The 14,764-nt window shown below is 60.2% G+C and carries 11 protein-coding genes and 1 pseudogene; 7 read left to right on the forward strand and 5 right to left on the reverse strand.

Going from position 1 to position 14,764, the window contains the following annotated elements; all coding sequences use genetic code 11:
* Window positions 1-84 precede the first annotated feature (84 nt).
* Both ACZZ0K_RS02810 and ACZZ0K_RS02815 read right to left on the reverse strand, forming a co-directional pair.
* Window positions 85-2,495, reverse strand: a pseudogene (locus tag ACZZ0K_RS02810) (glucose/quinate/shikimate family membrane-bound PQQ-dependent dehydrogenase).
* 222 nt (window positions 2,496-2,717) lie between these two features.
* Window positions 2,718-4,079: a carbohydrate porin gene (locus ACZZ0K_RS02815; protein WP_463558959.1), complete on the reverse strand. Its 1,362-nt coding sequence runs from the start codon at window positions 4,077-4,079 to the stop codon at window positions 2,718-2,720.
* Window positions 4,080-4,376: 297 nt separating this feature from the next.
* On the opposite strand from ACZZ0K_RS02815, the gene ACZZ0K_RS02820 reads away from it, so the two are divergent.
* Together ACZZ0K_RS02820 and ACZZ0K_RS02825 are read left to right on the forward strand one after the other, a co-directional pair.
* The gene (locus ACZZ0K_RS02820; protein ID WP_016773359.1) at window positions 4,377-4,607 is read left to right on the forward strand and encodes a VF530 family protein; all 231 of its coding nucleotides are present in this window, start codon (window positions 4,377-4,379) and stop codon (window positions 4,605-4,607) included.
* Between the two features lies 1 nt (window position 4,608).
* Window positions 4,609-5,247 carry a Pr6Pr family membrane protein gene (locus ACZZ0K_RS02825; protein WP_095181724.1) on the forward strand — a complete coding sequence of 213 codons (639 nt, stop codon included), beginning with the start codon at window positions 4,609-4,611 and terminating at the stop codon, window positions 5,245-5,247.
* Between the two features lie 121 nt (window positions 5,248-5,368).
* On the opposite strand, the gene ACZZ0K_RS02830 is transcribed toward ACZZ0K_RS02825, so the two are convergent.
* Complete coding sequence (locus ACZZ0K_RS02830; protein WP_056790103.1) at window positions 5,369-6,154, reverse strand: siderophore-interacting protein; 786 nt, start codon at window positions 6,152-6,154, stop codon at window positions 5,369-5,371.
* Complete coding sequence (locus ACZZ0K_RS02835; protein WP_463558960.1) at window positions 6,151-6,726, reverse strand: PadR family transcriptional regulator; 576 nt, start codon at window positions 6,724-6,726, stop codon at window positions 6,151-6,153. Before ACZZ0K_RS02835 ends, ACZZ0K_RS02830 begins: the two co-directional genes overlap by 4 nt.
* A gap of 495 nt (window positions 6,727-7,221) precedes the next feature.
* Between ACZZ0K_RS02835 and ACZZ0K_RS02840 the strand changes: the two genes are divergently transcribed.
* The 5 genes from ACZZ0K_RS02840 (at window position 7,222) to ACZZ0K_RS02860 (ending at window position 12,905) form a co-directional block, all read left to right on the forward strand.
* Window positions 7,222-7,710 (forward strand): CS1 type fimbrial major subunit, encoded by a 489-nt coding sequence (locus ACZZ0K_RS02840; protein WP_041479903.1) that lies wholly within the window; start codon window positions 7,222-7,224, stop codon window positions 7,708-7,710.
* Window positions 7,711-7,823: 113 nt separating this feature from the next.
* Complete coding sequence (locus ACZZ0K_RS02845; protein ID WP_258707150.1) at window positions 7,824-10,346, forward strand: TcfC E-set like domain-containing protein; 2,523 nt, start codon at window positions 7,824-7,826, stop codon at window positions 10,344-10,346.
* 4 nt (window positions 10,347-10,350) lie between these two features.
* Window positions 10,351-11,568, forward strand: a complete 1,218-nt coding sequence (locus tag ACZZ0K_RS02850; protein ID WP_252884786.1) for a hypothetical protein — start codon at window positions 10,351-10,353, stop codon at window positions 11,566-11,568.
* A 44-nt stretch (window positions 11,569-11,612) separates the two neighbouring features.
* Window positions 11,613-12,356, forward strand: coding sequence for a molecular chaperone (locus ACZZ0K_RS02855; RefSeq protein ID WP_252878835.1), 744 nt, complete (start codon window positions 11,613-11,615; stop codon window positions 12,354-12,356).
* 33 nt (window positions 12,357-12,389) lie between these two features.
* Entirely contained in the window at window positions 12,390-12,905 is a 516-nt protein-coding gene (locus ACZZ0K_RS02860) for a CS1 type fimbrial major subunit (protein ID WP_150741882.1), read from the forward strand.
* Between the two features lie 91 nt (window positions 12,906-12,996).
* Here the strand turns inward: ACZZ0K_RS02860 and ACZZ0K_RS02865 are convergent, their stop codons facing one another.
* Entirely contained in the window at window positions 12,997-14,754 is a 1,758-nt protein-coding gene (locus ACZZ0K_RS02865) for an NEL-type E3 ubiquitin ligase domain-containing protein (RefSeq protein ID WP_463558961.1), read from the reverse strand.
* Window positions 14,755-14,764 lie beyond the last annotated feature (10 nt).

A 14,764-nucleotide genomic window follows, 5' to 3' on the forward strand; every position in this document is an offset into this window, starting at 1 on the left:
GCGAATGGAGCATGTTGGGCACGCCTCCATGCAAAAAGGCGCCACCCCTCACAGGGTGGCGCCTTCTTTTACCGCCGCTACCGCTTATTCCGGCAGTTTGTACGCAATGATGTAGTCACCCATCTTGGTGCCCAGCGAGCCGTGACCGCCAACAACGAGCAGCACGTATTGCTTGCCGTCCTTGCCGGTGTAGGTCATCGGAGTCGCTTGGCCGCCTGCTGGCAGGCGCGATTTCCACAGTTCTTTACCGGTATTCACGTCATAGGCGCGCAGGTACTGGTCGAGGGTGCCGCTGAGGAAGCCGACGCCGCCGGCAGTGACCATCGAACCGCCCATGCTCGGTACGCCGAGGGTGAAGCCGATCGGGATTGGCGAGCTGTCGCGGCTGGTGCCGTTCTTGCGTTTCCACACGACTTTGCCGGTGGTCAGGTCGATACCGGCGACGTAGCCCCAGGCCGGGGCCTGGCACGGTACGCCGAGTGGCGACATGAACGGGTGCATGATCACCGCGTATGGCGCGCCAGTGTTTGGCTGCACGCCCGAGGTTTCGCTCTCGCGCTTGCTGCCGGCTTCGACTTGCTCGCGTGGCACCATTTTCGAGACGAAGGCCATGTAGTTCGGGCTGGTGAACAGCAGTTGGCGAACCGGGTCGACCGAGACGCCGCCCCAGTTGAACACGCCGACGTTACCCGGATAGATCAGGCTGCCCTGTTCCGATGGCGGGGTGTACTGACCTTCGTAACGCAGTTCCTTGAACTGGATGCGGCACAGCATCTGGTCGAACGGGCTGGCGCCCCACATGGCTTTTTCGGTCAGTTCCGGGGCCAGCAGGTTGAGGTCCGAACGGGCCTGGGTCGGTGCGGTGTGGTCGCCTTTCACGGCGCCTTGCGGAACCGGGATTTCCTTGATCGGAATGATCGGCGTGCCGTCACGACGGTCGAGGACGTACAGGCTGCCCTGTTTGGTCGGAGCGATCAGCGCAGGTTTCACGCCGTCAGCGGTTTTCATGTCGAGCAGGGTTGGCTGGCTGCCCACGTCCATGTCCCACAGGTCGTGGTGGGTGAACTGGTAGTTCCAGCGCACTTTACCGGTAGCCAGGTCCAACGCGACGAGGCCGGCGCTGAATTTCTCGGCGCCCGGGGTGCGATTGCCGCCCCATTGGTCAGGAGTCTGGTTGCCCAGTGGCAGGTAGACCATGCCGAGTTTTTCATCGACGCTGGCCAGCGACCACATGTTCGCCGAGTTGCGGCTGTAGGTTTCGCCCGGGGCCAATGGCTCGGTGGCGTCCGGCTTGTCGCTGTCCCAGTTCCACACCAGGTGCCCATCGCGCACGTCGAAGGCGCGGATCACGCCCGATGGCTCGTTGGTCGACTCGTTGTCGGTGACGTGACCGCCCATGATCACCAGATCACGGGTAATCGCTGCTGGCGAGGTGGAGTAGTAGCCGCCGGCGGTGAACGGGCCGATGCCTTGGGTCAGGTCGACCACGCCGTTGGTGCCGAAGCCTTCGCAGATCTTGCCGGTGTCGGCGTTCAGTGCGATCAGGCGGGCATCAGCAGTTGGCAGGTACAGGCGACGCGGGCAGGCCTGAGCAACGGCCTGGCCGGCTTCGGAGATAACAGCGGAACCGGCGTTTTCAGACTTGGCATAGGCGGCTTCGTCGTAGTACGACACGCCACGGCAGGTCATGTGGGCGAAGCCCTTGAAGCCGACCGGGCTCTTGATCTGTGGATCGAAGCGCCAGATTTCCTTGCCGGTGTCCGGGTCCAGTGCCAGCACTTTGCTGTGCGCGGTGCAGGCGTAGACCATGCCGTTGGCTTTGAGCGGGGTGTTTTCGTTGGTCAGCTCGACCGGGTCATCCGCAGTTGGCAGGTCGCCGGTCTGGATGCGCCAGGCTTCTTGCAGCTTGCCGACATTTTCCGGGGTGATCTGCTTGAGCGGCGAGTAGCGGTCACCGAACTCGGTGCGACCGTACGCTTGCCAGTCGCCATCCGGCATGGCCGGTGCGGTGCTGGTCATGTCCGCGCTGTCGCGGCCTAGTTCGCCGAAGGTTTCGCCCGGGTGGGTGAAGAGGCTGGCCAGAGCGGTAACGCCGGCCAGGATCACCGCCACGGTCAGGCCGCCAGTGCCGATTTTCGCCGGGCCGTTGAGCAGCAGCGGACGACGGAACCACGGCAGCAGCATCACGAAACCGAGGACAAACCACAGCGCCAGACGCGGCACCAGTTGCCACCAGTCCAGACCGACTTCCCACAATGCCCATACCGTGCTGGCAAACAGCACGATGGCGTACAGGCCCAGTGCCGCGCGGCGGCGCATCAGCAGCAGAATGCCGCTCAGCGCGATGCCGATACCGGCCAGCAGATAGTAAAGCGAGCCGCCGAGCATGCTCAGCTTGACTCCCCGGCCAGCATGGCCAGGCCCATCAGTAGAAGCAGGATGCCGAGCAGGCCCGGTAGCAGACGGCCCCGACTCGAAGCACTTTCGGTGCTCATAGTGTGATTCTCCGTGACGTTTATGTAGTCCCGCGCTGTAGTCACTTTAGATGACGATCTGGCGCAGGCATGGTTCAGATAAAAACTTGTTCGGCTATCGAATTTCATGGATCCCTGTGGGAGCTGGCTTGCCAGCGATGGCGATTGCACATCCAACACTGAAAGCGCCAGACAGATTGCTATCGCTGGCAAGCCAGCTCCCACAGGGCCTTGTGGCGTTTTTTAGAACGACGACTGGATCTTGATCCCGCCGATCAGGGCGTCGTCGACGTCGTTCACGCCACCGGGATGGCGGATGTATTGCAGGTTGGGGCGCACGGTCAGCCAGTTGGTCACGTGCACGCCGTAATACAGCTCGGCGCTGTATTCGGTGTCCTGCGGTGGCAGGAACGCCGGATTGTCGTAGTCGTAGACGGCGTTGGCGCGGTTGCTCGCCTCGGCGTTCTTGCGATAGGCCGGGTTGACGTGCACACGAGCGAGGGCGAAACCGATGTCATCTTTGGCGCGGGCGTCGAACGGGCCTTTGTAGGTCAGGCCGGCCTGCACGTAGTTGTCGATGGCGTTGGTTTTCTTGTCATGCATCGTCGCGTTGGCGAACAGGCTCAAGCCGCGCGAGTGGTCGCTGGCGATGCTGGTGACCTGCTGCTGAATGCCCAGCCATACGCCGTGCTTGCTCGAGGCACTGCGATAGGCTTCGCCGCTCAGCGCTGCCGGTTGGTCATTGCGGTCTTTATAGACGTCAGAGGCCTTGGCATTGCTGTAGTAATAACCGGCGCGGTATTCGCCCGGCAGACCGTTGAGCTTCGGCGTCCACACCAGTTCGACCGGCAGGATCGCGCCTTGCGTGCCGCTGCCGCTGAGTTTGAAGCCGTTGCCGCGATCGAGGTTCGACGGGTTCTGCTCGTAGGCGCCGACCTGCGCATACAGCTCGGGCGTCAGGTGATATTTGACCCGCAGCGCCCATTGGCTGACCGGCCAGTTGTACCAGATGCCGCCGACCCAGTTGCCGACCTGCGAGCCGCAGAAGGCCAGGTTCTGGAAGTCGCAAGGGAAGTTGTTGAAGTCTTCGCCTTCGCCGAAACGGCCGACCTTGATATCGAGCTTCTGATCGAAGAATTTCTGCTGATACCACATCTGCGTCAGGCGCGTGGTCTGGCCACGACCCCAGACTTCCTGGGCGGAAGTGAATCCGCCAACGCGCGGGTCGTTGATGCGGTCGTTGCTGATGTTGTTGCCACTGCGCTTGGTGATGGTCAGCTGAAATTCAGCGTCGTTCCAACCGAGGATCTTCTGCAGATCCAGATGGGTACCGAGGCCGAACTGGTCGCTGTAGCGGGCAGTGCGGTCGTGGTCATAGCCGCCGTGCAGATTGCTGCCCATTTCGCCGGTGTAATCGAGTTTGAAGTCGTAGCCTTTTTCCGCAAGTTCCGTGCGCGTGCCGTTCCAGTCACCGAGCATATACGGTGATTCACTGTCGAAGGCCGGCGCCGCGTGGGCGCAAGTGGCAAGGCCGAGGGCGGTGCAGCCGCCAAGGGTGCGCAGGGCAGAGATAGCGCTGTCTCGGGAGAAGGAAAAGTCAGGCATGAAGAAGTCTTTTTTGATGTTTTCAGGTGCAGGCCGAACGCTTCAGATTGTCGCAGGCAGTGAAGCGTTTCAGCGGAAGGGCGGCAGGATAATGATCTGTAACAAATTGAGAAAGCGCTTTTGCAGACATGCAGCGTTTCGGATTTGGTAACAGTGCGGCAAACGGGCGCATTGTGAGTCGGGCCACAGCCTGCGATCTTCCCGGGTTGGCCTACATTTGCAGGAAGGCCTTCCACCTGCTCTGCCCCTCGGCTAAGGTGCGCGGCTTCTGCATATCACTTCGCCCAAAGGCCCGGCATGAACGAACAATCCCCCGATCCGCTGCACGGCGTGACCCTTGAACAGATCCTCAATGCACTCGTGACTCACTACGAGTGGTCGGGGCTGGCCGAGCGTATCGACATCCGTTGCTTCAAAAGCGATCCGAGCATCAAGTCGAGCCTGACCTTCCTGCGTAAAACTCCGTGGGCGCGGGAGAAGGTCGAACGCCTGTACGTGAAACTGATGCGCACCAAGCGACCGCTCTGAGATGGACAGCGCGAGGCGCCGACGCCTGATCACCGGCCTGGCCGTGTTGGGCTGGGCCGGATTGACGATTCAACTGTACCTGATCTTCTTCGCACGATTGAGCATCGGCGCCAGCCTGCTGGGCGGGCTGGTGAGTTTTTTCAGCTACTTCACCATATTGACCAACACCTTGGTGGCGACGGTGTTGACCTGCGCGGTCACCGAGCGCGAATCCGCCGCACGGCGCTGGTTCCTGCAGCCGTGGGTCAGCAGTGGAATCGCGGTGAGTATCGCCGTCGTCGGTCTGGCCTACAGCATTCTGTTACGGCATTTGTGGCACCCCGAAGGCTGGCAGTTTGTTGCCGATGAGTTGCTCCACGACGTCATGCCATTGCTGTTTCTCGGCTATTGGTGGCGCTGCGTCCCCAAAGGCACGTTGCGCCTGTGGCATCTGCCGCTGTGGCTGATCTATCCGCTGGTGTACTTCATCTATGCCTTGCTGCGCGGGCATCTGCTCGGCGCCTATGCGTACCCGTTCATTGATGTGGCGGTGTTGGGTTATCCACAGGTGCTGGCGAATGCCGGGGGGATATTGGTGGGGTTTGTGTTGGTGGGGGTGCTGATTATCGGCCTCGACCGCAAATTGTCCGCACGAAGTTGAGATCCAGTGTGGGAGCGAGCCTGCTCGCGAATGCGGTGCGTCAGCCAGCAAATCTTTCGACTGTGCCGATGCCTTCGCGAGCAGGCTCGCTCCCACAAGGGTGATATGGGTCAGGAAGAGATCACTCTTCCTCAGAGCCCTCGGCGCGCCAGTAGCCGACCGCCTTGATGAACTGTTCATCGAGCCCATGCTCATCGATCAGTACCCGGCGGATCTGCCGTGAGACCTTGGTTTCGGTCGCCACCCATGCGTACAGATTGCCCTTGGGCACCTGCAATTGCTTGACGGTAGCCAGCAGGTTGTCCTTGCCCCCTTCGCGCAGCACCCAGATCACATTGAACGGCGCTGCGCTTTCCAGCACTTGCTGCTCAGCGCCGTTTTCCACTTCGATCACCACCAGCGCCTTGCGATTCGCCGCGAGGTGTTCGAGGCGGCGGGCGATGGCGGGGAGGGCGGTTTCGTCGCCGATCAGCAGATAGCTGTCAAAGATGTCCGGCACGATCATCGACCCGCGTGGCCCGCCGATGTGCAGGAACTGCCCCGGTTGTGCCTGCTCGGCCCAGGTCGAGGCAGGGCCGTCGCCGTGCAGGACGAAATCGATGTCCAGCTCCATTTTTTCCAGGTCGTAACGACGCGGCGTGTAGTCGCGCATCTCGGGCATCGGCCCGTTGTCCTTGCCGGCGCCCAGTTGCATCGTCTCCAGCGCCGCCGCTTGTTCGGCGTTCTGCGGGAACAGCAGTTTGACGTGATCGTCCGTGCCCAGGCTGATGAACCCGGCCAGTTCCGGCCCGCCGAGGGTGATGCGGCGCATGCGTGGGGTCAGGTCGGTGACGCGCAGCACTTCAAGCTTGCGCCGTTTGATTTCGTGCATCACGCGGTGAATGGTTTGAGTATCGACTGCAGTCATTCGGCTTTCTCCGTGGCAGGTTGAACGGCAGGGCCGTCGACGATGGCTTTGGCGGTGTCGTTGAGCAGGTCGCGCACGCGCAGGATTTCCTCGGCGCTCCAGCGCCCGTGGTGCAGCTGCAAGGCATGGCGCAGGTTGTGCACCGCTTCGTGGATTTCCGGCGGACGATCATGGCCGCGCAGCGAGCGCTTGCTGACGTCAATGCGCATGCGTACGCCGTCGAGCGCCACCGCTTGTTCACTTAAAGACAAACGACCGGCGTCGGTGACGCTGTAACGCTTTTTGCCGGCCTCGGCATAACCGGCAATCAAATCGCTCTCTTCCAGAAAGGTCAGGGTCGGGTAGATCACCCCGGGGCTCGGGCTGTAAGCGCCATCGAACATGCCTTCGATCTGGCGGATCAGGTCGTAGCCGTGGCAGGGCTGCTCGGCGATCAGCGCCAGCAACAGCAATTTCAAGTCGCCGGGGGCAAAAACTCGCGGGCCGCGACCGCCGCGTTCGCGACCGGGGCGTTTTTCGAAGCCGTCGCGGCCATCGCCGTGCTCGCGATGGGGGGAATGATGGTCTCTCATTTCGCTTCTCTCTCGTCGTATTTAGATACAACTTAAGATATATCTTAATGGTTGCGCAAGACGTTTTTGGCCTTGTCCTGAGCTTGACGGACGAGTGGTCAAAGCGAAAAAGAGCCGGAAAAAGTTTTTTGATCAATAAAACACAGCGGTGACCTTGAAGTTAAAGTTATCGCTCTAGTTGTACTTGAGTATATGTTCTAATTCCTTGCAAGTTACCGCGTTAAAGCGGCTAAGTTGCTGTATGGTTTTTTGCCTGTAACTGTGTGTAGGGCGCAACTTACAGCGAATGTTGCAAGTATCTGTTTTTTGTTCTTTTTTCTGGCGGGGTGTGAGGTTGTTTAACTACGAGTTTGTCGGAAGTTGCCTGCTTACATTCCAGAGGCAACAGCCGATGATGCCCGCCATTGAAAGTTCAAGTTGCTCTGGCGGTCGATGAGCAAATGGTTTGTGAACTTTCAATGACACCCCCTATATAAAGCAAACAGGTACTGAACGATGTTCAAGAAAATCGCAATCGCTGCTCCACTGGCTCTTCTGGCAATGTCCTCCACTGCCTTCGCTGCGGGCGAAGCGTCGCACTCCATCAGCCTGATCGCTCATGTGCCAACCAACGGTTTCTATGTGGTGCCGACCGATCCGGATCTGGTCAACAAGGACCAGGACATGAGCTATCAGCCGACCACCGGCAAGATGGCCGACGTCAACGGTTTCTTCGACGTGCGCAATAACAACGGTTCGGTTCACGCCAGCCTGGAAAGCCTGCCGAAACTGGTTGCCGGCAATACCTCGATCGACCTGCAGGTCATGCTCAACAACAAGGAACTGACCCTGACCCCGCAAATGGTCGTCGGTGAATCCGAGTCGGATGTGAACTACCGCGCCCCGCTGAAAATCTCCGCCAAAGGCAGCAACTTCCAGCCGGGTGACTACACCGGTTCCGTGGCGATGATCTTCGACGCCGTGCCACCGGTTGGCGGCAACTGATCGACTGATCAGGTCCAAAACGCTCGCTTTTCAGCAGTGGCGTCAACCGACGGGGCAGGCAGTGATGTTTGCCCCGACGGACTTTCATTGTCAGTCAATCAGAGTACGAGTTCATGTTCCCGATGACACCCATCGCGGCTGCGCTTGCGCTGTTGTTTTGTGCCAGCGCAGCCGTCGCATCCAACACCGCCGGTACGACGCCACGCAGTTTGCTGGCCCAGGCCAAAGGCTTGCCAGCGGATTTCGAGGAGCATTTCTTTGATGTGCCTCTGGCGGTGCGTGTCGAAGTCGACCAACAGCCGTTGGGTGAGGCCATGGTGGTGTTGTCCCGCGATGATCGCATCACCCTTCTCGAATTCACCGACACCAGCGAAAACCGCTTCGGCCCCGCTGAACGGGAAAAATGGGCAAGCTACCTCAAACCCGGCGTGCCATTAGGTGCGTGCAGCGGTTCCTGCCCCGACCAGTTTCTGGCGGTGCACTACAACCTGGAAAGTTCGCTGGTATCGATCGTCACCGAAAACGCCGAACGCGACCTTCAAGCCAAGCGTTATTACGAGCAACCGAGCGGTGGTAGCAGCGGCCTGATGGTGCGCAACCAGCTCAACCTCAACGGCGGCCAGGATCAGGACCTCGGCGGACGCTTCGGCCTGGAAGCCAGTTCAAGCCTGGGCAACTGGAGCCAGACGCTGAATCTGCAATTGGCCCGGCTTGGTGGCCCCGACGACAAGCTCTACCACGCCGTGCACGAGCTGCACACCCAGCGCGAACTGCAAGGCAGCTTCTTGCGCCTGGGCTATTTCACCCCCAATTCCGAAGGACTGACGCGCCAGCCGCGCACGTTTGGCACCAGCCCCGATACGGCGGTCGGCCTCATGTACGGCAGCTCCGACAGCCTCGCGATCAACAGCCCGATGCCCAGCGTTTACCCGATCTACGTGACAGCCAACCGGCAGGGTTCGGTGGAGATCTGGCGCGACGGTCTGTTGATCAATACCCAATCGGTGCCGGCCGGTTTGCAGACCCTCGACACCCGGCCGCTGCCCGGCGGTATTTATGAAGTGGAAGTGCGTCTGATCGAAGACGGCCAGATCACCTCCACCACCCAGGAGTTGGTGTACAAGCCCAGCAACTGGCGCAACCTTGACGAACGCTGGCGCTACAACGTGTTTGCCGGTGAAGAAAGCAAACTGCTGAGCAACTGGGACACGCAATCGAGCGGCAGTCCCACCGCCGGTGCGGCGGTCAATTACCTGCTGCACCCACGGGTGATTGTCGGCGCGTCGGCGCGGCAGATCCGCGAAAAACTGCAATACGGTACTTCCATCGACTGGACCCTGGCCAACCACGTCAGCCTGTATGCCAATGTCTACAAGACCGAGGATTACGGCACCGGTCTGGACCTGCAAAGCCTTTACAACTATGGCGCGGGCAGTCTGGTGATCAGCCACAACCGCAGCTGGCTCGACACCACCAACACCTACGACACGCTGCCGGACGGCACGCGCTTTCGCCCACGTAACGTGTTTGTCGGCCAGACCAGCAATTCGTCGCTGGCGCTCAACCATCGGCTGAGCAGCAAGAGTTCGGTCAATGCCCGGGTCTCGCACAGCGAAGGCAATGTCGAAGGCGTGGGCGTGGATCTGGGCTGGACCCAGCGCGCCGTATTGCTGGGCAGTGATGCCAGTTGGCGCCTGTCGGTCTTTGATCGCCCGGGCAGTTTCAGCAGTGGCGATGCGCGCAATCGCGGCGTCGATCTGAGCATCAACCTGGCGTTGGGCGCTCCCGGTCAGCAGCTCACCGGCAGCATCGGTTCACGCACGGCCCGCGACGGCAAACGCGACAACAATGCTTCGCTCGGCTGGCGCAAGGATTTCAAGGATCACGTGCTGCAAAGCGTCTCGGTGACGGCGCTTACCGACACTTACGGCCTGGGCATGTCGAGCCTGACCAATTTCCGCACCGACGCGGTAAACGGCGACGCCTTCGTCCAGCGCTCTTCCTACAACGGCAACTTCACTGGCGGGCTCAACCTCGACAGCACACTGGTGGTCGGCGGCGAAAAGATGCTGCTGACCAGCCAGAGCGACGTGCGCGGTGCGGGAATGATCGTCGACGTCGAGTCGGATATCGACGACATCGTCCTGCGGGCCGATGACTACAGCGGCGGCGGTGCCGCGCTGAAGCCGGGGCGCAATTTCATTCCGATCACCGCTTATCAGAACAGCTCGGTGAGCTTCGACTTCGAAGGCAACACCGTACCGGCCGCCACCATCGAACCGGCTCGAACCCGCTATCACCTGAACAAGGGCGGCATCGAGTATCGCAAGGTTCGCGTGATGAAAACCCTCACCGTGCTCGGTCGCCTGGTCGATGCAAGCGGGCGGCCGCTCAAGGGCCACCACGTGATCAACCACGCCAGCCGTGGCGTGACCGAAGTCGACGGTTTCTTCTCGATGGAAATGAACGCCGGTTCACCCACCCTGGAAGTGCGCCAGGGCAACCAGTTGTTGTGTCAGTTCCGCTTGAACGAGGCCGACCACCGCAGCGAAAACGACGTGTTGATGATCGGCGATCTGCGTTGCACCCCAGACACCCTCGCCGACGTCACTACCACCGAAATGAAGGCAGGCTGAGCATATGAAAATCTTCCAGGCAGGCTGCGCGCTGACGCTGGCGTTGGCCATGTCCACCGCCCATGGGTTCAATCAGGAAATCCGTGCGACGTTTCAGCCTGACCCGACGCAGCCAGGCAAGAATCTGTTCGTGAACAAAACCCCCAACACCGGCTACTGCGCAAGCTACCCGGCGCAATGCGCCGACCACAACATTTTCAGCATCGAGATGCCTGTACGGTTCGACTCCACACGCTTCATCTCACGCGGTGAACCGATGCTGGTGAAAGCCCCGGCCGACTGGCGACAATTGACAGTTACCAATATGCAAACGCAGGAAACCGAAACCGTCGAAGTGCGCATCATCGGTATCGGCTCCACGTACATTCTGGGCGATACCGCGACCAACATCACCGGCGTGTCAGACGACGCTCAAGCGCATGACAAATTATGGGACTCCAGCGGTTGGGTTTATGTGCCGGAACCCTGCCGTTACAGCGGTGTGGCGTCCTATGGTCCTGACAGTTATCGCTTCTTCTGGAAGACCCCGGTACAAGCTGGCTGCTCCAAAAACGCCGCTTACCGTCTCCCGTCAATAGCTTTCGACAAGATGGATTTTGCTTATGAATTAAGGACTCCCAATCCGTTGGGCATGTCTACCGGGCAATATACCGGCTCGGTTACTTACACCTTGGGAGGCGGCCGCGATTTTGTTCTGGGCGGCCTCTTGCTGCAGCCCGACGACCCCACGCTGACCCTGGATTTCGTCCTCGACGTGCAACACACCCTCAAGGTCGACCTGCCCCCCGGCGGCACTCGGGTCACGCTTGAGCCCGTAGGTGGCTGGGAGCCATGGATCAACAGCGGACGCAAACCCACGCGGATATTTGCCGACCAGGTCTTCTACATTTCGGCCTCTTCGCGTTTCAAGGTCATGTTGTTGTGCAATTCCCAAGGCGGAAATGTCTGCAACCTGGGTAGCCCGAAGGGCGATAGCTCTCGGGTTCAAGTCAGGATGAGTCTGCCGCCGGGCATCATTGGCCCCGGCGGCGGTCAGGTCAACCGGATTCCCCTGGATTTCAATCGCTGGTCAGCGCCTTTTCAGCCTGGAATGTATGTGGAGCGCAAGCCTGGCTATCTGCATTTCGACATGGACTCGAGAGAAATCGATTTCCTGCTCAGGCCGGGCAAGAACGACCGTTTGCGCGGCAACGTCACCATTATCTGGGATTCGGAAGTATGAGCGTCCCGGTCCGCTTTCACTCAACGTTCATGGAGTTCAACACGATGAACCGTGGTCTTTTGCTGGGCCTGCTCAGCGTTTTTTGCCTGACGGCGCAGGCCGGGCCGCAGATCAATGTCGGCACCGTTTACGACTATCTGGAAGCCGACAAGAGCACCTATCTCAAACGGGTTTTCAACAGCGGCGACGCCACCGCATTCGTCAAGATCAATGTGCTCGAAATCGTTTACGACGACGCCGGCACGCCCAAGGAAATTGCTGTCGAGAACGCCGCCGATGGCGCCTCGCGCAACGGCCTGATGGCCAGCCCGGCGCGGCTGATCGTCCCGGCGCAAGGCATGCAGGGCACACGCTTGCTGTACATGGGCGAACGGGATCGAGAACGCTATTTCCGCGTGCGCTTCGTGCCCGTGGTGCCGGAAAAGGAAGACGATTTTGTCGTCACCGGTGAAGAGCGGGAGGATTACAAAAAGTCGTTGTCGGCCGGCGTCAACGTCATGACCGGGTTTGGCACGATCTTCTTTGTCCGCCCAAGAGACGCGCGTTACGCCACGGCGATCAACGAAACCGAAGGTCGCTACGAACTGCGCAACAACGGCAATACCGTGGTGATCGTCGATGAGTTCAAGAGCTGTTCGCTGAGCAAGGAAAGCGATTGCGGGGCGACCACCAAACACCATGTGCTGGCGGGCAAATCCTTTGCCTTCAACAAGGAAAAGGGCCGTGAGTACCGCTTCTTTCTGATCGAAGGCAGCGACAAGAAAACCATGAAAGTCGCCAGCCGCTAGGCCGGTTTTCCATTCACGCATCAGGTAGCCAACATGATCAAGCAATGCACCGCCGCCCTGCTGGCGGTCGCCGCCGCGTTGACCGCGGCAGTGACGTGGGCCGCCCGGGAGGAGCACACCTTCGAAGTGTCGCTGACCATTCCCAGCCGACCCTTCTACATCATTCCGGCACAACCGGACTGGATTCACCGTCCGCAGGTGCTGGCCTGGCACCATGCCACGGACAGCCTGGGCAATCTGGAAAAATCTTTCGACATGCGGCATGACAGCAGCGCCATCGAGGCGCGTCTGGCCACCGAGCCATTCATTGACACCGGCACAACGGGTGAAGTGATTGAGCTGCGGGTGACGTTCAATGACGTCGTGCTGAGTTCGCACATCATTCCGCAACAAGTGCTTTCGGAAGAAGAGGCGGCTGTCGGTAAACGTGTGCTGCTGAAAATCGAACCCATCAAACCGCCGGGTGGCTACCGCCCCGGTCATTACAGCGGCAACGTCGTGCTGTTGTTCAGCGCCAGCGCGCCAAACGGCAATGACGCTGATGCCTGAATGTCTTACGCGGTGGGTATCGCAAGCACGACCAGGGTCCGTCGGCAGATTCGGCCAGCCTGAAACGCTCGCCGAATGCCGTGTGATGGTTTCAGAGTCCGGCCCTGTCTAGGGCTTCGCGACTCAAGGCGCGGGATAGCTCGTTGCGCTCGTAGCTGATTTTGTCGGCCAGCTTCCTGTACTCCCGGTCGCTGCTGAACACCTGGCTGTCGAGCTGACGGAATTTTTCTTCGAACAGGCGCAGATTTTCCTGATAACGGTCAGGATAGGTATTGCGCAGGTAATCCTCCCAGAAAGGATCGGTATAGAGATCGATCATGCCGTTGACCAGGCCATCCCCTTGTTCGCGCTGGATGATTCTCTGGTAGGCAGCGTTGAGCTTTTCCTCGGTGACCCCGGCCCGAGGCTGCACAGGCATGCCCTCCGCTTGCCAGGGCAAATCCAGACGCTCGCCCAGGCCCGCTTCGAACGCCCGATGAATCTGAATTTCGTCCGGCGCCGGCAGGCGCGGATCGATCAGGTGTTGCTGTTGCTGGCGACTGACCTCCATGGCGGCCTCATCGCTGACCCGATCAAGGCGCGCTGCGCTGCGCGCCAGTCGCACGAGTCTGTCTTCCAGCTGCGGGGCCGATGCCGTTTCGTTCCAGGCCTTGGACACCAGGACTTTGAGCCCCAGTGAATTGAACAGCTGCTGGCCCAGATCAGCGCAATCCTGTGCAGACACGTTCTGCTCGAAGAGCTTTTTGCGCAGATGTTCGTCGAGCGCCGCCGCGTCGACCATGTCCCAGACCCGTGCGGTCAAATTCCGCCGCCCCGCGTCAGTCCCGTAATCGGCGGATTCGCGTTGCTTGCGGATCACGCTGAAAAAGCCGGCGGAATCAGGCTCGGCCATCAGGTCATGCCAGGACTGCTCGCGGTATCGGCTGAAGGCTGCCGAAGGGTGGGACGGATCCGCATTGGCGGGCATCAACTTCCAGTAATCAAGCTCATCGGCGGCGGCGGATGAATAACCGGGCACGACGCTCAACCCTACCGACTGGCGATACTCGCCAAGACGCCGCAACTGGTCACCGTCGAATTTGGCAACACTGATCCGTGCGCGAGCCAGCAGGCGCGCCTGATCGCTACCGGGTTCGACCCGGGGCAGGGTGTCCAGCGGATTGTCTCGCATGTCCAGGTAGAACCCCTTCGGGCGCTGCCGTATCTGTCCATCGACTTCAAGCCATCCTGCCGGCCAATCGCGAATGCGCGTATTGACCAGGTTCAGTTCGACCAGTTGCTCCATGCGCCCGATATCCGGCGGCACACGCAGGTTGTTGCCATTGAGATTCAGGCTGTGCAAGCGGGTGAGATTGCTCAGGCGCGTGCTTGAGTCATAGGTCAGTTCAATGCTGTTGTGCGACAGATCCAGCGTCTGCAACTGATGCATTTTCCCGAGGGCAGCCGGCACCTCCTTGAAACCGCAGCGTTGGGCGCTCAATTGCCGCAGATTCGGGAAACTCGCCAGCAGGCTGTCCGGTGTGGTTGAAAGCGCAATGTTGGTGATGTTCAGTCCGGTAATCCGCTCGAAGTATTGCTGCATCCCGGGACGCCGTCGCAAGTCGCGCCACCATGACTCAAGGTTCGGTAGCGGCAGTTCGGCTGAAAGGTCCAGCGTATAGCCGTGTTCCGGATGGGGATTGCGTGCGCCGGGCCTTTCGTTCTCGCGTTTGAAGCACTTCCTCAATTGCTGCTCGATGTACAAGCCGCCCTCGCGGACGAAATCCGTTGGCAGCGCGATCAGTTCCCCGTTGTCTTCAATGACGGGGGTGTAACTGCTGCGCCAGCTGTCGAGGGCGTTGTCGAGCACTTCGCGTTCG

Source organism: Pseudomonas sp. AC255 (genome assembly GCF_979258175.1).